Source organism: Rhodococcus sp. RCBS9, from assembly GCF_029457415.1.
GTDB classification, from domain to species: domain Bacteria; phylum Actinomycetota; class Actinomycetes; order Mycobacteriales; family Mycobacteriaceae; genus Rhodococcus_F; species Rhodococcus_F qingshengii.
Map to the genome: position 1 here is coordinate 4,600,790 of NZ_CP120422.1, position 20,643 is coordinate 4,621,432.

Consider the following 20,643-nt stretch of genomic DNA (forward strand, 5'->3'; position numbering starts at 1 on the left):
ATGATGTCCACTCCGCGACAGCTGTAACAATGGTTCGGTGTGTCCGATCAACTATTGGGGCTTTACCGGGACGTCGAACGCGATTTGCCCAGGTCAAGGGTAGAACCTCGGAAGTGATCGGATTCCTGCGAATACTGATCGAACTGCAGTACCAAAGCGAAGGTGAAATTGTCTTGACGCAGCACGTGTTCCTCCAGCATGCCGTTCGAGTGCAGGTCGTGACCGCATGAGCTCCGATGGTGTGACGCCAGGGACTTCGGTAGCTCGCAAGGCACGTCGAGAGCGTCCGGCACGCGGCCGTCGTGCCAGCACCTCGTTGCTTCCGCAACTGCTGGCGGCGGCCGTCGAGCTGGGGCCCGAGCGGGAGGCGTTGCGGTTCGAAGGACGTTCGCTGTCATACGCAGAGTTGGACGAGCAATCGTCTCGTTTGGCGAGATTGTTGATCGCCGGCGGCATGGGGCCAGAGGATCGGGTTGCAATTTCGATACCGCGGTCCATCGAGTCCGTTCTGGCACTGTGGGCAGTCGCCAAGTCCGGCGCCGCCTTCGTCCCGGTGGATCCGAACTATCCAGCCGATCGCGTGGCCTACATGATCAGCGATTCTGGAGTTTCGGTCGGGTTGACCACTAAGGGTGCACGCGCCGGGTTAACCGACTCGGTCGGGTGGATCTCGATCGATGCTTCGGACACTGTCGAGTCGTTGGCCGCTGTCTCCGGCGCGCCAGTGACGTATGACGAGCGGGTAAGGACACTGCGTGAGCAGCACGCCGCGTACGTCATCTACACATCCGGCTCCACAGGGCGACCCAAGGGTGTTGTTGTTTCGCATTCGGGGCTAGCCGTCCTGCAGCGAGAGCAAATTCGCATGCTGTCGCTCGACGGCAATTCGCGGGTTTTGCACTTCACGACTCCAAGCTTCGACGTATCGATCTTCGAACTACTCGAGACGATCGGGGCTGGCGCCGTCATGGTGATTGCCCCATCGAGCATCTACGGTGGGCCCGAGCTAGCCGAGCTGATCAAGACAGAGCGAGTGACGCATGTCGGCGCTACTCCTTCGGTGCTCGCATCGGTGGATCCATCTGGACTCGACGATGTTGCTGTCGTCGTGGTCGCGGGTGAAGCGTGTCCGCCAGAGTTGGTCGCGAAGTGGGCGCCCGGACGCCACTTTGTCAACGCGTACGGCCCGACCGAGATGACGATCGTCACGAACATGACGGAACTCGGCGCGGGTGATCCCGTCACGATCGGTGGTCCGATTCGTGGTGCAGCGTCTTTGGTATTGGATGCCCGCTTGCAGCCTGTACCGACGGGGACTACGGGTGAGCTCTATCTTGCAGGGCCGCAGGTTGCGCGCGGATACCACAATTTGGCAGGTATGACGGCCGATCGATTCATCGCGAATCCCTTTGGGGCACAGGGTGAACGAATGTACCGCACGGGGGACGTGGTGCGGTGGACGGAAAGTGCTGCCGGCGATCGTAGCGTCGAATACGTCGGACGGTCCGATTCCCAGGTCAAGATCCGTGGCTTCCGCATCGAGTTGACTGAAATCGACGCGGTCATCGCACTCGACGAACGGGTCGAGTTCGTGACAACGCTCGGGCGAGTGTTGCCCAGCGGTGAAACGGCTCTCATCTCTTATGTGCTTCCTGCAGTTGGAGCCGTGCTGTCCGGGGATGACGTCCTGGCAGTGGTCAAGACGGATCTTCCCCGTCACATGATTCCGGCGGCTGTCGTTGTCATCGACGAGATTCCCTTGACGCCAGTAGGAAAGCTGGATTCAGCAGCACTTCCTGATCCCGTATTCGAGGCCCGAGAGTTTGTAGCGCCATCCTCCGATGGTGAGGTCGTGGTCGCGCGCATATTCGAAGAACTCTTGGGGGTGGACCGAGTCGGCGCTGACGACGACTTCTTCGAACTCGGCGGCAACTCGTTGATTGCTGCGAAATTGGCCGGGCGTCTCAGTGCGGCTTTCGATGTGCGGGTTCAGGTCAAAACGCTCTTCGAGTACTCGACAGTCTCCGGTCTTGCATCTGTTTTGTCAGATTCAGCGGGGCGTGTGCGAATTGCCTTGGCCCCTCGCTCTCGTCCGGAGCGGATACCTCTTTCCCTTGCACAGTCGCGGATGTGGTTCTTGTCGAGATTCGACTCTGTGTCTGGTGTGAACAACATTCCGATCGTGTTGCGGTTGTCCGGTGCCGTCGATGTTTCGGCACTGTCCGCAGCGCTGTCGGATGTTGTTGCGCGGCACGAGGTGTTGCGGACCGTCTATCCGGAATTCGAGGGCATCGGGTTCCAACAAGTACTTCCGGTGGACGAATTCGTGGAAACTGTATTGCCCGAAACTGTCGACGCGGCCGACTTGCTCGGTGTGCTGACGCCAGTGGTGGCAGAGGGGTTCGATGTCACGGTCGAGGTGCCATTACGGGTTCGTTTGTTCCAGACGGGTTCGTCGGAGTTTGTGTTGGCGTTGGTGATTCACCATATCGCTGCTGACGGTGTGTCGATGGGTCCGTTGGTGCGTGATGTGTCGATGGCGTATGTGGCGCGTGCGGGTGGACAGGTTCCGGGGTGGGCGCCGTTGGCGGTGCAGTATGCGGATTACGCGTTGTGGCAGCGTGAGGTGTTGGGGTCCGAGGGTGATCCGTCGTCGTTGATGTCTGAGCAGTTGGGGTATTGGACGTCGGTGTTGGCGGGGTTGCCGGAGCGGATCGAGCTGCCGGCGGATCGCCCGCGGCCGTTGGTGGCATCCAATCAGGGTGCGAGTTACCAGTTTTCGATAGACGCGCGGTTACATCGAGCGCTCGAGCAGTTGGCGCTTGATCGTAATGTGTCGTTGTTCATGGTGGTGCATGCGGCGTTGGCGGTGTTGTTGGCGCGGCTGAGCGGTAGTGACGACGTTGTGGTGGGCTCTCCGATCGCAGGGCGGGGTGAGCCGGAGCTGGACGATCTGATTGGTATGTTCGTCAATACGTTGGTGTTGCGGACCGAGGTGGATTCTTCGGAGTCTTTCTCGGCGTTATTGGGTCGGGTTCGTGAGGTCGATCTCGGGGCGTTCGGCAACGAGGACGTGCCGTTCGAGCGTTTGGTGGAAGTGCTTGATCCGGCGCGGTCGCAGGCCCATCATCCGTTGTTCCAGGTTGCGTTGTTCTTTCAGAACATGGCGCAGGATGTCGTGGAGTTGCCGGGACTGTCGATTGCCGGTTTCGACGCCGGTGTCGAGATCGCGAAGTTCGATCTGCAGTTGACGGTGACGCCGTTGGAGGAGGACGGCGTCGGTGTGGGGATGCCGATGTCGTTGACGTATGCGACGGATCTGTTCGACGCGTCGACAGTTGTTTCGTTTGCGGAGCGGTTGGTGCGTGTTCTGGAAGCAATGGTGGCGGAGCCTGATTCGGTTGTCGGGGATGTGGAGTTGCTCGGTGAGGGCGAGCGTTCGCAGGTGCTGGTGGCGGTCAATGACACTGTTCACGAGTTGACTGTTGGTGCTTTGTTGCTCGACGGGTTTGTTGCGCAGGTGGCGGCGACGCCGGATGCGGTGGCGGTGGTGTTCGAGGGGCAGTCTCTGACGTATGCGGAGTTCGGGTCTCGGGTGAACCGTCTTGCACGGTATCTGATTTCGGTGGGCGTGGGGCCGGAGTCGTTGGTGGCGTTGGCGATGCGCCGGTCGGTTGACCTTGTGGTTGGTATGTATGCAGTGGTTGCTGCGGGTGGGGCGTATGTGCCGTTGGATCCGGATCATCCGGTCGAGCGCAATGGTCATATTCTCGAGACCGCGGCACCGGTCTGTGTGTTGTCCACTGCTGGTGACGGTGTGGTGTTGCCGAGTAAATTCGATGTGGTGTTGATAGACGAGCTGGACGTGTCCGGATTCTCGGATGCGCCTGTTTCTGATGTGGATCGTGTTGCGCCGTTGCGTGTTTCGAATGCTGCGTATGTGATTTTCACGTCGGGGTCGACGGGGAAGCCGAAGGGTGTGGCGGTTTCGCATGCGGCGATCGTCAATCAGATGGCGTGGATGCAGGGGCAGTATGTTCTGACCGGGTCGGATGTGTATCTGCAGAAGACTGCGACGACGTTCGACGTGTCTTTGTGGGGGTTCTTCCTGCCGTTGGCGGTGGGTGCTCGGTTGGTGGTGGCCACTCATGACGGTCATCGGGATCCGGGGTATTTGGCGTCGGTGATCGCTGATCAGCGCGTGACGGTGACGGACTTCGTGCCGACGATGCTGTCGGTGTTCGCGGGGGAAGTCTCTGCCAGCCAGTTGGATTCGCTACGTGATGTGTTCGTCATCGGTGAGGCGTTGCCGGCGCAGACGGTGCGCGATTTCGGTGTTGTTTCAAGCGCGCGGGTTCACAACTTGTATGGTCCGACCGAGGCCGCGGTGTCGATCACGTTCGCGGATGTGACGGATGCTGTCCACGGTGGTGTGGCTTCTATTGGTGTGCCGCAGTGGAATTCGCAGGTTTTCGTCTTGGATTCGCGATTGCGTCCGGTGCCGGCGGGTGTTGCGGGAGAGTTGTATCTTGCGGGTGATCAGTTGGCTCGTGGGTATGTTTCTCGTCCGGATTTGTCGGCGGATCGCTTCGTCGCGAATCCGTTCACTCATGGCAGTGTCGGCGATCGGATGTACCGCACGGGGGACTTGGTGCGGTGGGGCTGGTCGGGGGAGCTCGAGTACATCGGGCGCACTGATTTCCAGGTGAAGTTCCGGGGTCAGCGGATCGAGTTGGGGGAGATCGAGTCGGCCCTGGTGGCCGATGTGTCGGTGTCGGTGTCGTCGGTGGCGGTGGTGTCGACCAAGACCGGTGATCAGTTGGTGGGGTATGTGGTGCCGACGTCGGGAGCGGTGGTTGATGTTGCGGCGCTTGTGGATTCGTTGGGGTCGGTGTTGCCGTCGTATATGGTGCCGTCGCAGATCATGGTGTTGGATGCGTTCCCGCTGAATGCTTCGGGGAAGTTGGATCGGAAGCTGTTGCCGAAGCCGGTGTTCGAGGCTGCGGCGTTCCGGGCTCCGGTGACTCCGGTGGAGGAGTCGGTTGCCTCGGTTTTCGCCGAGGTGTTGGGTGTGGATCGGGTCGGGCTTGATGATGATTTCTTTGCTTTGGGTGGCAATTCGCTGATTGCGACTCGGATGGTTGCCCGCCTTGGGCAGGCGCTCGATACGCAGGTTCCGGTACGGGTGCTGTTCGAGGTGTCCTCGGTCGAGCGCGTGGCTGCCCGGGTTCAGACCAAGATCGGTTCGGGTGCTCGGGCGGCGTTGACTGCTCGGGTGCGTCCGGAGCGGGTGCCGTTGTCCCTTGCACAGCAACGGATGTGGTTTCTGAACCAACTCGACCCAGAGTCGCCGGTCTACAATGTCCCTCTCGCGATCCGGCTTTCAGGGAAGCTGGACGTGGCGGGGCTGAAAGCTGCTGTTTCCGATGTCCTGGCACGGCACGAGTCGCTCAGAACGTTGTACCCAAGCGATCCAGATGGACCAATGCAGGTAATTGTTCCACCCGAAGAGGTCGTGCTGGACTTGAGTCCAGTCGAGGTCGACGCCGAGTCTGTAATGCTGCGCGTAGCAGAGGTTGTCGGACAGGGATTCGACGTCGGTGCTGAGGTCCCCGTTCGAGCGAAACTGTTCAGCCTTGGCTCTGGCGACTACGTGTTGGTTGTCGTGATCCACCACGTTGCCGGAGACGGTTCCTCAGTCGGGCCACTCGGGCGCGATGTCATGGTCGCGTATGAGGCCCGATCTCGGGGGGTGGTTCCGGGGTGGGCACCTCTCGGAGTGCAGTACGCGGACTATGCGTTGTGGCAACGCGAGATGTTGGGCTCAGATGGTGACCCGGACTCGATCGCGTCGAAGCAAATTGCGTATTGGCGAACTCAGTTGGCTGACGTCCCCCCCGTTTTGAATCTCCCCTTGGATCGTGCAAGGCCCGCGATTCAGTCGTTACGCGGAGCGACAGTCAATTTCACGATCGATGCACGCCTTCATTCAGACTTGTCGAGGCTTGCAGAGGGTCACAACGTCACTGTCTTTATGGTCATTCACGCGGCTGTGGCTGTTTTGATGTCCAGACTGAGCAGTTCCACGGACGTGGTGCTTGGTACTCCTGTCGCAGGACGCGGGGAGGCCGAACTCGACGATCTGATTGGTATGTTCGTCAACACGCTGGTCTTACGCACGAACGTCGAAGCGTCGGAGGGATTCGGTTCGTTCCTGGAGCAGGTGCGTGAAATCGATCTATCGGCGTTTGCCAATGCGGATGTGCCGTTCGAGTGGTTGGTGGATGAGATCGACCCCGTGCGTTCTACTGCGCACTCACCGCTGTTCCAGGTTTTGTTGGTGTTCCAGAACTTTGCGCAAACGCAGTTCGTGTTGCCAGAACTCACGATTTCCGGGATCGAAGCGGACTCGGGAACGGCGAAATACGACCTTCAGATCACTCTGTCCGAGGTCATCAGCGAGTCTGGAGAACCCTCAGGGATACACGGGTCGTTCAACTACGCAACCGACCTGTTCGACGAATCAACGGTGCTGGAATTCGTCGATCGTCTGTTGCGAATTCTGAGCACAGTGTCCGCAACTCCGGACGTACTGGTGGGTGATATTCCCGTACTCTCACAGAGCGAGAGTGAACAGGTACTGGCACAAGCTGTTTCGGCCGGATCTTTGTGCTCGGACAATGCGACGCTGGTCTCGTTGTTCGACGAGCAGGTTGCGCGGACGCCTAACTCTGTCGCGTTGGCCATGGACGCAATTGAACTTACGTATGCGGAGTTCGATGCCAAGGTCAATCAACTCGCGCGTCACCTCATTTCCGAAGGAGTCGGACCTGAGCAGTTGGTCGGTGTGGCGATGCGTCGGAGCATTGACCTCGTGGTTGCGATCTACGCCGTTCTGAAGGCTGGGGGCGCCTACGTTCCTATCGATCCAGATCATCCAGCAGAACGCACCGAGTACGTCGTAGAGGCGGCGGATCCGGTACTGATTCTGACTACCGCTCGCGATCAGTTCGCGTCGACGGGTCGACGGATGGTGACTGTCGAGGCTCTGAACTTGGACGGGTTCCCATCTCGCCGGATTGCCGACTCTGAACGCAATTCGCCTTTGCGATCGCAAAACACGGCGTATCTGATCTTCACTTCAGGTTCGACAGGTCGACCCAAGGGCGTTGCCATTACACACAGCGCAACGGTGAACCAGTTGGTGTGGGCTCAGGCGACCTACAGGCTTGATTGCTCGGATGTGGTACTGCACAAAACGCCGATCACCTTCGACATTTCGGTCTGGGAATTGTTCTGGACTCTCCAAACTGGCGCGAAACTGGTCATCGCGGTTCCCGATGGACACCGGGACGCAGATTATCTTGCGAAAACCATCGCTCAAGAGCGGGTCACGACGGTGCATTTCGTTCCGTCGATGTTGAGCGCATTCATGTCCGCGGTGCCCGCGCCGCTGCCGGAATCGGTGCGTCGAGTCTTTGTCGCAGGAGAGGCGTTGAGCGCCGACACCGTACGCCGATTCAGCGGGTACGCCTCGGCGAGCCTGCACAACTGGTACGGGCCTGCCGAGGTCGAGGTGGTAACAGCTTGGGAGGCGACTCCTGAGGCGGTGGTCGTCCCGATCGGTACGCCCGTCGCTAACGCGTCCACTGTTGTGCTTGACGGCCGGTTGGCGCCAGTGCCGGTGGGTGTGGCCGGTGAACTGTATTTGGGTGGACCGCAGGTGGCTCGTGCATATCACGGTGAGCCTGCTATGACGGCGCTGCGATTTGTCGCCGATCCATTCGGATCAGCCGGCGCCAGGTTGTACCGCACCGGAGATTTGGTTCGATGGACCAAATCGGGGGAGCTGGAGTACATCGGCCGTAGTGATTTCCAGGTGAAGTTGCGTGGTCAGCGGATCGAACTGGGTGAGATCGAATCAGCCCTGCTCACGCATGAGAACGTAAACGACGCCGTCGTCGTGATGCACTCTGACTCCAAGTCGGGTGACAGCTTGGTTGGGTATGTGGTGCCGGCGTCGGGTGCGGTGGTTGATGTTGTAGCGCTTACGGATTCGCTGCGTGCGGTGTTGCCGTCGTACATGGTTCCGTCGTTGATCATGGTGTTGGATGCGTTGCCGCTGAATGCGTCGGGGAAGTTGGATCGGAAGTTGTTGCCGGAGCCGGTGTTCGAGGTTGCGGTGTTCCGGGCTCCGGTGACGGCGGTGGAGGAGATCGTCGCGTCGGTGTTCGGGGATGTTCTCGGGGTCGAGCGTGTCGGGTTGGATGATGATTTCTTTGCTTTGGGTGGTAATTCTTTGATTGCTACTCGGGTGGCGGCTCGGTTGGGGCAGGCGCTCGATGCGCAGGTTCCGGTGCGGGTGTTGTTCGAGGCGTCGTCGGTGGAGTTGTTGGCTGCTCGGGTGGAGTCGGAGGTTGGTTCGGGTGCGCGGGCGGCGTTGACTGCTCGGGTGCGTCCGGAGCGGGTGCCGTTGTCGTTGGCGCAGCAGCGGATGTGGTTCTTGAACCGTTTCGATACGTTGTCGTCGGCGAACAATATTCCGGTGGCGATTCGGTTGTCGGGGTTGTTGGATGTGGCGGCTCTGCAGGCTGCGGTGTCGGATGTTGTTGGTCGGCATGAGATTTTGCGGACGGTGTATCCGGAGGTCGACGGTGTCGGGTTCCAGGAGGTGTTGTCTGCGGATCGGGTGCGGTTGGATTTGTCGCCGGTGGCGGTGTCGGAGTCCGATGTCGTTGGTGCGGTGACGGAGTTCTTGTCGGCTGGTTTCGATGTGGCGGTGGAGGTTCCGGTTCGGGCGCGGTTGTTCGCGGTGTCGGAGTCGGAGTTCGTGTTGGCGATGGTGGTTCATCACATCAGTGGTGATGGTGTGTCGATGGGGCCGTTGACGCGTGATGTGATGGTGGCGTACGAGGCTCGTTCTCGGGGTGAGGTGCCGGGGTGGACGCCGTTGGCGGTGCAGTATGCGGATTACGCGTTGTGGCAGCGGGAGACTCTCGGTTCGGAAGATGATCCGTCGTCGTTGATTTCGCGTCAGATCGGTTTCTGGGAGTCGGCGTTGTCGGGGTTGCCGGATCAGTTGGATTTGCCGGCTGATCGTCCGCGGCCGGCGGTGGCGTCCAATCGTGGTGCTGCGTATTCGTTCGTGATTGATCGTGATGTGCATGTGTCGTTGAGTGACGCTGCGCGTGAGTCGAATTCGTCGTTGTTCATGGTGGTGCATGCGGCGTTGGCGGTGTTGTTGTCGCGGTTGTCGGGGACGTCCGATATTGCGATCGGTACTCCGGTGGCGGGTCGTGGTGAGCAGGTTCTCGATGATTTGATCGGGATGTTCGTCAATACGTTGGTGTTGCGGACCGAGGTGGATTCTTCGGAGTCGTTCTCGGGGTTGTTGGGTCGGGTTCGTGAGGGCGATCTGGGTGCGTTTGCGCATGCGGATGTGCCGTTCGAGCGGTTGGTGGAGGTGCTCAATCCGGCGCGGTCGCAGGCTCGTAATCCGTTGTTCCAGGTGATGCTCTCGTTCCAGAACATGGAGCAGACCGCGTTGCAGTTGGGCGATCTGACGGTTGCGGGCGTCGATACCGGCGCGGTGGCGGCGAAGTTCGATCTGCAGTTGACCGTGGTCGAGCAGTTCGACGAGTCCGGTGCCCCGGCCGGGATGGCGGCGACGTTCACGTACGCGACGGATCTGTTCGACGAGTCGACGGTGGCCTCGATGGCAACCCGATTCGAACGCATCCTGCGCACAGTTCTCGACGATTCATCGGCGCTGGTGGGAGAAGTCGATCTTCTTGATGGTGTTGAACGAATTGAGATCTACAACAGATCGCGCGCCAGTCGTCGGGATCTGCCCGCGACGCGATTGGTGGATGTCGTCGGTACGGCTCAGCGCGCTATGGATGTTGCGCTGATTTACGGTGACGAAAGCTTGACCTATGGCGAATTCGATTCGCGCGTCAATCGATTGGCCCGACATCTGATTTCGCAAGGTGTTGGACCTGAGGTTCTGGTCGGCGTGCTCATGGGGCGGTCTATATCTTGGGTGATCGCAGCCCATGCGGTGATTCGTGCAGGTGGCGGATATGTACCCCTGGACCCATCGCATCCGACTGAACGCGTCTCTTATGTTTTGCGAACGGCGGCGCCGGCCGTTGTCTTGTACTCGCGTGACTTTACGGTTGATGGTCGACTCGACGCGAAGTTGCCGACTTCCTGGGTTGATGTTGACAGTCTTGACCTGCATACGTATTCGACTGATCCGATCACCGATTCAGAGCGACTGTCTGCTCTTCGGGGAGATCACCCTGCGTATGTGATTTTCACTTCCGGTTCTACCGGGACGCCGAAAGGCGTCCTGGTATCGCATATCGCCGTAGTAAACCAGATGCTTTGGCGCCAGGATCGATACAATTTGGACCCGTCGGACGTGGTGCTGGTCAAGACTCCGTCCACATTTGACGTTTCACTTTGGGAGTTGTTCTGGCCGTGCCAAGTAGGCGCGCGCATGGTGATCGCCGAACCGGATGGCCATCGTGACCCTCAGTACATAGCGAAGTTGATCCGGGAGCATGCGGTCACGGTCGCGCACTTCGTGCCTGCAATGATGGCCCTATTCATTTCAGCCGAATATGCCAGCAATATTCCTTCCTTGAGGCTGGTGTTTTCCGGTGGCGAGGCCTTGAAAGTTGGCACTGCCGCGGAAGTTTTCGGAGTGATGCCATCAGCACGCTTGGAGAATTTGTACGGTCCTGCCGAGGCTGCAATTGATGTGACCTTCCATGAAGTCACATCGGACGAGACCGTGTCGATCCCGATTGGTTCTGCTGTGTGGAATACAGGGCTGCTAGTCCTGGATTCCAGGCTGCACCCGGTTTCAAGGGGTGTTGTCGGCGAGCTTTATCTATCGGGCATTCAGTTGGCGCGCGGGTATATCGGGCGGGCCGCAATGTCGTCGGATCGGTTTGTTGCGAACCCGTTTGCCGATGGCAGCGGGGGCGGTCGGATGTATCGCACGGGCGATTTGGTGCGGTGGGATGCGTCGGGGGAGCTGGAGTACATCGGCCGTAGTGATTTCCAGGTGAAGTTGCGTGGTCAGCGGATCGAGTTGGGGGAGATCGAGTCGGCTTTGGTGGCTGATGCATCGGTATCCGCATCTGCAGTGACTGTTGTTTCGGCCAAGTCGGGTGACAGCTTGGTTGGGTATGTGGTGCCGGTGTCGGGTGCGGTGGTTGATGTTGTAGCGCTTACGGATTCGCTGCGTGCGGTGTTGCCGTCGTACATGGTTCCGTCGTTGATCATGGTGTTGGATGCGTTGCCGCTGAATGCGTCGGGGAAGTTGGATCGGAAGTTGTTGCCGGAGCCGGTGTTCGAGGTTGCGGTGTTCCGGGCTCCGGTGACGGCGGTGGAGGAGATCGTCGCGTCGGTGTTCGGGGATGTTCTCGGGGTCGAGCGTGTCGGGTTGGATGATGATTTCTTTGCTTTGGGTGGTAATTCTTTGATTGCTACTCGGGTGGCGGCTCGGTTGGGGCAGGCGCTCGATGCGCAGGTTCCGGTGCGGGTGTTGTTCGAGGCGTCGTCGGTGGAGTTGTTGGCTGCTCGGGTGGAGTCGGAGGTTGGTTCGGGTGCGCGGGCGGCGTTGACTGCTCGGGTGCGTCCGGAGCGTGTGCCGTTGTCGTTGGCGCAGCAGCGGATGTGGTTCTTGAACCGATTCGACCCGGGATCCAATGTTGACAATATTCCGGTGGCGATTCGGTTGTCGGGGTTGTTGGATGTGGAGGCTCTGCAGGCTGCGGTGTCGGATGTTGTTGGTCGGCATGAGATTTTGCGGACGGTGTATCCGGAGGTCGACGGTGTCGGGTTCCAGGAGGTGTTGTCTGCGGATCGGGTGCGGTTGGATTTGTCGCCGGTGGCGGTGTCGGAGTCCGATGTCGTTGGTGCGGTGACGGAGTTCTTGTCGGCTGGTTTCGATGTGGCGGTGGAGGTTCCGGTTCGGGCGCGGTTGTTCGCGGTGTCGGAGTCGGAGTTCGTGTTGGCGATGGTGGTTCATCACATCAGTGGTGATGGTGTGTCGATGGGGCCGTTGACGCGTGATGTGATGGTGGCGTACGAGGCTCGTTCTCGGGGTGAGGTGCCGGGGTGGACGCCGTTGGCGGTGCAGTATGCGGATTACGCGTTGTGGCAGCGGGAGACTCTCGGTTCGGAAGATGATCCGTCGTCGTTGATTTCGCGTCAGATCGGTTTCTGGGAGTCGGCGTTGTCGGGGTTGCCGGATCAGTTGGATTTGCCGGCTGATCGTCCGCGGCCGGCGGTGGCGTCCAATCGTGGTGCTGCGTATTCGTTCGTGATTGATCGTGATGTGCATGTGTCGTTGAGTGACGCTGCGCGTGAGTCGAATTCGTCGTTGTTCATGGTGGTGCATGCGGCGTTGGCGGTGTTGTTGTCGCGGTTGTCGGGGACGTCCGATATTGCGATCGGTACTCCGGTGGCGGGTCGTGGTGAGCAGGTTCTCGATGATTTGATCGGGATGTTCGTCAATACGTTGGTGTTGCGGACCGAGGTGGATTCTTCGGAGTCGTTCTCGGGGTTGTTGGGTCGGGTTCGTGAGGGCGATCTGGGTGCGTTTGCGCATGCGGATGTGCCGTTCGAGCGGTTGGTGGAGGTGCTCAATCCGGCGCGGTCGCAGGCGCGTAATCCGTTGTTCCAGGTGATGCTCTCGTTCCAGAGCGCACGCCAGACCGGGTTGCAGTTGGGCGATCTGAAGGTTGCGGGCGTCGATACCGGCGCGGTGGCGGCGAAGTTCGATCTGCAGTTGACCATGGTCGAGCAGTTCGACGAGTCCGGTGCCCCGGCCGGGATGGCGGCGCAGTTCACGTACGCGACGGATCTGTTCGACGAGTCGACGGTGGCCTCGATGGCAACCCGATTCGAACGCATCCTGGCTGCCGTCGTTGCTGATCGGTCAACCATTGTTGGTGACGTTGATATTTTGGATTCTGTTGAGCGTTCGTTGGTGCTCGAGGGGTGGAATGATACGGCTCGTGAGGTTGCGGGTGTGTCGGTGTTGGACGGGTTCGATGCGCAGGTGGCGGCGTCTCCGGATGCGGTAGCGCTCTCGTTCGAGGGTGTGTCGTTGTCGTATGCGGAGTTCGATGCTCGGGTGAATCGTTTTGCCAGGTATTTGGTTTCGGTGGGTGTGGGGCCGGAGTCGTTGGTGGGTGTTGCGGTTCGTCGGTCGGTTGATTTGTTGGTTGCGGTTTACGGTGTGCTCAGGGCTGGTGGTGGGTATGTTCCGGTGGATCCGGATCAGCCTGCGGAGCGTAATGGGTATGTGTTGGCGGCGGCGTCGCCGGTGTGTGTGGTCAGTACTTCTGATGTTGGTTTCGATGCTGGTGTGGTGCCGGTGGTCGAGGTTGATGTTGTTGATGTGTCTGGTTTTTCGGATGCTCCTGTCTCGGATGTGGATCGGGTTGCGCCGTTGCGGTCGGGGAATACGGCGTATGTGATTTTCACGTCGGGGTCGACGGGTCGGCCGAAGGGGGTGGCGGTCAGTCATCGCAGTGTGGTCAATCAGGTGTCGTGGTTGGCGGAGCGTTATGCGGTGTCGGGTTCTGATGTGGTGTTGTTCAAGACTCCGGTGACGTTCGATGTGTCGGTGTGGGAGTTGTTTGTTCCGTTGGCGGTGGGTGCTCGGTTGGTGGTGGCTACTCATGACGGTCATCGGGATCCGGGGTATTTGGCGTCGGTGGTGGCGGCGGAGTCGGTGTCGATGGTCTCGTTTGTGCCGTCGATGTTGGAGGTGTTCGTCGATCAGTTGGTCGACACGTCGGAGGCGACGATTTCGCGTCTCGGTGGTGGTGGGTTGGGTTCGTTGCGGGTGATTTTCGCGGCGGGTGAGGCGTTGCCGGCGTCGGTGGTGGGTCGGGTGTTGTCGGTGTTGCCGTCGGTTGAGGTTCATAATTTGTATGGTCCGACGGAGTTCACGGTGCATGCGACGGCGGCGGGTCCGCTCGATGGTGTGGGTGTGGTGGTGCCGATGGGTGCTCCGGTGTGGAATTCGTCGGTGTTGGTGTTGGATTCGCGGTTGCGTCCGGTGCCGGTGGGTGTTGCGGGTGAGTTGTATTTGTCGGGTGTGCAGGTCGCTCGTGGGTATTTCGGGCGGGTGGATTTGTCGGCGGAGCGGTTTGTGGCGAATCCGTTCGGTGGGGTGGGTTCGCGGATGTATCGCACGGGGGATGTGGTGCGGTGGATCGGTGTGTCGGGTGAGCTCGAGTATGTCGGTCGTAGTGATTTTCAGGTGAAGTTGCGTGGTCAGCGGATCGAGTTGGGGGAGATCGAGGCTGCGGTTCGGGATCAGGTGGGTGTGGGTTCTGTGGTGGTGGTGGTGTGGCGTGATCAGTTGGTTGCGTATGTCACTGCTGCGGTGGGGTCTTCGGTTGATGTTGATGTGGTGAAGGTGGGTGTGGGGGAGCGGTTGGCGTCGTATATGGTGCCGTCGCAGTTTGTGGTGTTGGATGCGTTGCCGCTCAATGCTTCGGGGAAGTTGGATCGGAAGTTGTTGCCGGAGCCGGTGTTCGAGGTTGCGGTGTTCCGGGCTCCCACTACCGAAGCTGAACTACTTGTCGCAAGCGTCTTTTCGGAGATTCTCGGTGTCGAGCACATCGGAGCGGACGACAGCTTCTTCGAGTTGGGTGGCAACTCATTGGTCGCAGCGAGGGTTGCTGCTCGGCTGAGCGCAGCAGTTTCCGTGGAGGTCCCACTGCGACTCATCTTCGCTACTTCGACGGTCAGCGAACTTGCAGAACGAATTGCACTCGGAATTCGGGTGGGCTTCGATGCGAAAACCGATGATGCACTACGAACGCTTCTGCCGCTGAGAACGACAGGGAGCGATGTGCCGTTGTTCTGTGTTCATCCACTCGTTGGACTGGCGTGGCCTTTTGCGCCGTTGGCGGCTGTTGTGGACCGTTCGATTCCGCTTTATGGATTGCAGAGCCCTGTTCTGACTGATGAGGCATTCCAAGGACGATCCCTTGACGATTACGCGGATCGCTACGTGGATGAGATCACCCGGGTTCAGCAGTCAGGCCCGTACCGAATTCTCGGTTGGTCGCTCGGCGCGATCATTGCTCAAGCGGTTGCGGCGAAGATGGAGGAGCGAGGCGAGATCGTTGAGGCGTTGATCTTGCTGGACGGTTCGCCGGAAACACGCGACGAATCAGAGCACGCTGTCCAGGTGCGCGCTGAGTTGGCTGCAATGGGGATTGTCTTCGGCGAGAACGAAAAGCTCGATGAATTGTCGGTCGAAAGGTCTGCAGAGATCTTGACGGCTGTCGACGGAGAGAGAATCGGACTCGATGCGTCTGCGATCAAGCGGTTGCTCACAAGCATTGCGATTTCGGCGAAGCTGATCAACGCCCATCGGCCGCAGTCGTTCGGGGGGCCGATCACCTTCGTGAGTTCGTTGGATCGTTCGGACGCAAAGCAAGCCGATAAGGTTTGGGGTCCGTACGCGCAAGGAGAACTGACGGATGAAATGGTCGACGTTCACCACCTGGAGATGATGTCTCCTGAAGGCGTTCGCGCTATCGGGCTGATCATTGAGCGTGTGTTGCGCGGTGGCGCCGCTGATTGATCAACCGGCGTATACGAGCCTGGTCGGGCGACGGCCAGGCTCGTATGCTTCGCTCTTCGTGATTGGCCTTGTAGGAGGTCATGTTCACCCGTGACAGCGCACGCTTGTCGATCGGAGTTTGTCGAGCGTGCGATTTCGACCGCTGCGGCTGACCATCTCGACGTCTGGGGCAGCTATGCGCAGGGGATCGGCGTGAATTCCGGATCGAGCGCGGATTTTACGAGGTCCAACGAATGCGCGTCACGAACCAGCCCCGCATGCGAGGCAGTGTTGCCTGGGCATCCATCCTGGACCCAGACGTTGTTTACAACGGAATTGGGGCCTGCGGTAAGGAACGAAGCTTCCGGAGGGGTTGAAATCTGGTCGTGAGCGGTCGCGATTACGGTATACGTAACTCCCGGTTGGGTTTCCGAGCCCGCATTGAGCTCAGTCAACAGCGGTGTCCCTTGAAGTTGTTGAACACCGGCTGGTCCCCAAATCGCCTGAACCAAGAGGTCTCCAGGAAGCCCCATATCTGAGAGTTGTTTGGCGTTTGCTTGCAAGCCGCCGAAGGTCGTTCCGTGGTTGGTAGCGCCGAGGGTGACCAGAGAATGGACGGCGTTTTTCGACGGATCTTCCGGAGTCGAACCACCGTCGAACTTCAGGTACTGGCGAGCGACGACTCCCCCTTGGGAGTGGCCTACGAGATCCACCTGGCCTGCACCCGTATGACGGCGAACTGAATCAACGAAGGTTGCAAGCTCTTTCGCTGAAGTCGCAATGTCCCTGATACCCCATTGGAGAGCGTTGGGATTGAAGATTTCCCGTGCCCCTCCATAATTGAGAGCAAATACGCAGTAGCCGAGATCAGCAAGTTGCGGGGAAAGTTCAGCCCAGGTATCAACCATGTTCGCGGTTGTTCCATGGATGAGAACTACCGGACGAGGATGATCGGCGCTCGGAACGCAATTCCAGTTGTTGGAGCCCGCCGGCGATGGACCCATAGTCGCGAAACCAGGGCTGGGTTCTCGATCATCCGCCAGGGCACTAACTGAGGTGCCAGACAGCAGGAAACACGTTCCCAGTACGACCAGCATGATCCGAATGAACCGCACCGCTGATTCCTCCTATGAAGCTAATCGGTGCCTCGTGCTGGAGTTGAAGCCAGCACGAGGCACTTGAATCAGACGCCCAGAGACTGTGCGATGAATGGCCAGGACTTGTGTAGATCGTCTTGCCAGTAGCCCCATGAATGGGTACCTGTTGGTCGGAAATCCACTACTGCCGGAATATTCAGTTCGAAGAGCCGCTTCGCCATGTTGGAGGTACACAGGTTGGTTGCAAGCTCGATCGGACTGCCGACAACGATCTGGTCGAACATCGCAGCGCGGCCGTCCTGGATGCGCGGATTAGCAGGGGTGTCATTGGGGAAACCGGGGAGCCCGCTGCCGGTGCTCATGTAAATCTGTGTGCCACGCAGCTTCTCAGCGTTCACAAGGGGGTCGTGTTCCCGCCAACCGGGGCCGTCGAACGGACCCCACATGTTCTGCACGTCGTCAACGCCGCCGATCCACTCCGTGGTGGTCTTGACGAACTGCTGGCCGAGCGGATCGCTGGTCTGAGCACACCCGCTGAATGCGGCAACGGAGTTGTAAAAACCTGGGTACTCGATCGCCAGGTTGAGCACAGAAGTACCCGACATCGAGATTGCTGCAATCGACTGTTCGCCATTGCTGCCAAGTTGCTTGTTCAGCAACGGGGGGAGCTCCTTACCCAGAAAAGTGCTCCACATGTTCTTACCAAGTTTCGGGTCTTCCTTCTGCCAGTCGGTGTAGTACGACAGGCGTCCACCAACTGGCGTCGCGACGTTGACGTTCTTGTCCTGGAAGAAGTCGACGACATCGGTCTGGTACTCCCAAGTAGCGGAATCTTGTCCACCACCGGCTCCGTTGAGCAAGTACAGGATGGGACGGGGCGCGGAGTCATCGGCAGGAGTGATGACCTGAATTGGAACAACGCGGTCCATCGACGCCGCGTATACATTCACGATCTTTTGGCGATCGTTCACTTGCTCGACTGAGACGACGTAAGAACCACTCGTGACGGGCTCCACCGAATCTCCGCCGCCCTGGTGAGTGACAGGCGACGCAGTTGCGATACCGGCCGGAACCAGAGCGCACACCATCGTCACCGCGGCGACACCGGTAGCGCGCCTCCACATGGACTGCCTTGTACGCGTCAAGTTAGATACCTCTCGTTGCGTGGCACGGGTACATCGATGCTCATCCCTGGTGCCACTTGTTTCTCGAACTGTGAAGTCGGTTTGCGGTCTGTATTCGTTACGACATCGCCGCGGCGCGTCGGTATCCCCGAATTGCTGGGTAGACGAAGACCAGAATCATGCCGATGGACCAGATCAGCGTCTTGACGAGGGGTTCCGCCACAGGACCGCCCAACGACAGCCCTCTCATCGTGTCGATAGCGACGGACATCGGTTGCTCTGCCACCACTGGTTGAAGCCACTTCGGGTAGGCCATCACAGGGACGAATCCGGAATTGAAGAACATCAATAGTGTGCACGAGATGGATACGATTTCGACGAGCGGCAAGTTGTCGGAGACAGTGGCCAGGGCCGTCACCATCATGGCAAAACCGACGCCGAAAATGACGGGCAACGCCAAGATCGCGAAGGCCGCCAGCGGACCTTGATTGAATCGGAACCCCAGCAGATAGCCGACGCCGAGAATCACGATTGACGTGAGAAGAACTCGGACTGCTTCTGCGATCATGCGTCCGACGAGACTCGAGGCGCGATGCGCGGGGAGCGTCCAGAATCGACTCAGCAGTCCGGACGCGCGTTCACCTTTGAGGCCGACGGCGCTCGCAATCGACCCGAACATAGCGCCTACGAGGATGATCAGTGGAACTGTCCCGAAAATACTCGACTGGCCGGTTGCTGCTGTAATCGAATTGCCCAATACGACCCGGAACATGAGCAACATGAATGCTGGGTATATGAGGGCTTGAATGGCCGTCGACGGATCTCGCAGCCAGGTGAGCAGCAGGCGTTTAGCCTGAATCCCACTGTGCACGACCAGCGCCTTGAACGAGTTCTCGGGGAGCGCTTTATCCGGGTAAGGGAAGTTGAACCCCTCGACCGGGCGGACTACAGCCATGAATCGATCTGTCGGTTCGTTCATGACCGCCTCATACTTGCCCAGAACGCGAGTGGCGCGAACACGACGATCAACCCGATAGTCCACGCAACGACGGGAAACAGGACGCTCCAGGTGACTCCGCCTTGTGCAAGATCACGCATGGCGAATGAAAACTGCGATACCGGTTGATTGCGTACAAACGGCCGAATCCACTCGGGAAAGCCGGTCTCGGGCGCAAAACCGCAGGACAACATCCCCAGAATCAACTGTGGCAATGTCAGCGCTTGACTGGTGGCCTGCGGGCTCTTCGACAATGAGCCGATGGCGTCACCAGCGAAGGACAGGCAGGTGCTGAACGCCAGGGCGACAGCGCAGAACAAGACGGCCTGCCCGACTCCGGCTGAGAATCGAAAACCGATCAAGTGGCCGAACGCCAATGCGGCAGCAAGCGAGACTGTTGATCTGACGAACCCACTGGATTGACGGGACAGCAGCGGGATCGGGCCGACGACCGGCATGGTTTTCATCCGGTTGCTGAAGCCGGTGATCGATTCGGTCGAAGACATTTGAGCAGCCGAGATCGATGTGAATGCCATCGCCTGCAGGACAATGATCGGCATCAAGAACTGCGCGTAGTTGATCCCTTGAAGTTGCATGACGAACTTCAAGGGAAGGTAGAACCCGATCGTGAAGATCAGCGGTGCGATGACTGCAACGAGCAGCTCATAGCGCTTGACCATCGATTTGACGGTGCGTGCAGTCAGCACCCACCACTGATTGATCGCTGATGGATGCGGTCGGCGGTGCTTTCCAACGCTTAAAGCCTCGGGGACTGCAATCTTGCTGCGACTTTCCCCGCGGACAGTCACTTGATCGACCCCGAATTTTGTAGTTGTCGTCACGGCGTCTCGCTTACGTGCTGTTCACCTGTGAGTGAAAGAAAGACGTCATCGAGTGACGGGCGACGAAGCGCGATGTCTGCAAGCGGAATCCGTGCGTGGTCCAGACGACGCAGCGCTTCGGAGAGGGTTCCTGCGCCGACAGGTGCGGGGATAGCGATGCGACCGCTTTCTTGTGCCAGATCGAATCTGAAGTCGCGGGGGACCAGATTGCCCAGGGCATGGACCGCATGAGGCAGCTGTTTGAGATCTGCGGGCACAATCTCGCAGAAGCTTGCGCCGGTTCGCGCCTTCAGTTGGTCAGCAGTCCCCTCAGCAATGACTGCGCCTTTGTCGATGACGATGATGTTGTCGCTCAGTAAATCTGCCTCTTCGAGGTACTGAGTTGTCAGGAGCACGGTGATTCCCTGCTCCTTCAGTGACTGGACCAGCGACCAGACGCTCTGCCGACTGCGCGGATCCAAGCCGGTGGTCGGCTCGTCGAGGAAAACGACCTCGGGGCGAACAACCAGGCCACACGCGATATCGATTCGTCGGCGCATACCGCCGGAGTAGTTCCTCACTACTCGAGATCCTGCTTCGACGAGGTCGAATTGAGAGAGCAGGTCGGCAGCGCGCACCTTCGCCGACATTCGGTCGAGACCCATCAACCTGCCGAACAGTTCGATGTTCTCCCGGCCGGTGAGTGAATCGTCCAGGGCGGCGAACTGCCCGGTCATCATGATGGAGCGTCGAACCTCGGGAGCATTGCGCACTACGTCGTAGCCAGCCACCATCGCGCGTCCACTGGTGGGACGAATGAGCGTGGAGAGGACCTTCACCGTCGTCGTCTTGCCTGCGCCGTTGGGACCTAAGATGCCGAGCACTGTCCCACGTGGGGCGGTGAAGTTGATCCCTCGCAGCGCGTGCACGTTCTTGAAGGACTTGTGTACGTCCTCCACTAGTACCGCTGCGTCCGTGGAAAAGGGCATCAACA

The 20,643-nt window shown here is 59.3% G+C and carries 6 protein-coding genes; 1 reads left to right on the forward strand and 5 read right to left on the reverse strand.

Translation table 11 applies throughout. The features are described 5' to 3' along the window. Positions 1–226: 226 nt before the first annotated feature. Positions 227–15,631, forward strand: coding sequence for a non-ribosomal peptide synthetase (locus P0M12_RS21555; protein ID WP_277376798.1), 15,405 nt, complete (start codon positions 227–229; stop codon positions 15,629–15,631). A gap of 173 nt (positions 15,632–15,804) precedes the next feature. Here the strand turns inward: P0M12_RS21555 and P0M12_RS21560 are convergent, their stop codons facing one another. From P0M12_RS21560 to P0M12_RS21580, 5 genes are all read right to left on the reverse strand, one after another. Next, the gene (locus tag P0M12_RS21560; protein WP_064443511.1) at positions 15,805–16,707 is read right to left on the reverse strand and encodes an alpha/beta fold hydrolase; all 903 of its coding nucleotides are present in this window, start codon (positions 16,705–16,707) and stop codon (positions 15,805–15,807) included. 86 nt (positions 16,708–16,793) lie between these two features. Then, positions 16,794–17,831, reverse strand: a complete 1,038-nt coding sequence (locus tag P0M12_RS21565; RefSeq protein WP_058039005.1) for an alpha/beta hydrolase family protein — start codon at positions 17,829–17,831, stop codon at positions 16,794–16,796. A gap of 118 nt (positions 17,832–17,949) precedes the next feature. Then, on the reverse strand, positions 17,950–18,810 hold the full coding sequence (locus tag P0M12_RS21570) for an ABC transporter permease (RefSeq protein ID WP_058039006.1): 861 nt from the start codon (positions 18,808–18,810) through the stop codon (positions 17,950–17,952). After that, on the reverse strand, positions 18,807–19,670 hold the full coding sequence (locus tag P0M12_RS21575) for an ABC transporter permease (protein ID WP_054781949.1): 864 nt from the start codon (positions 19,668–19,670) through the stop codon (positions 18,807–18,809). The genes P0M12_RS21570 and P0M12_RS21575 overlap by 4 nt, the downstream gene beginning before the upstream one ends. Continuing rightward, positions 19,667–20,638 (reverse strand): daunorubicin resistance protein DrrA family ABC transporter ATP-binding protein, encoded by a 972-nt coding sequence (locus P0M12_RS21580; protein ID WP_020969036.1) that lies wholly within the window; start codon positions 20,636–20,638, stop codon positions 19,667–19,669. Before P0M12_RS21580 ends, P0M12_RS21575 begins: the two co-directional genes overlap by 4 nt. Positions 20,639–20,643 lie beyond the last annotated feature (5 nt).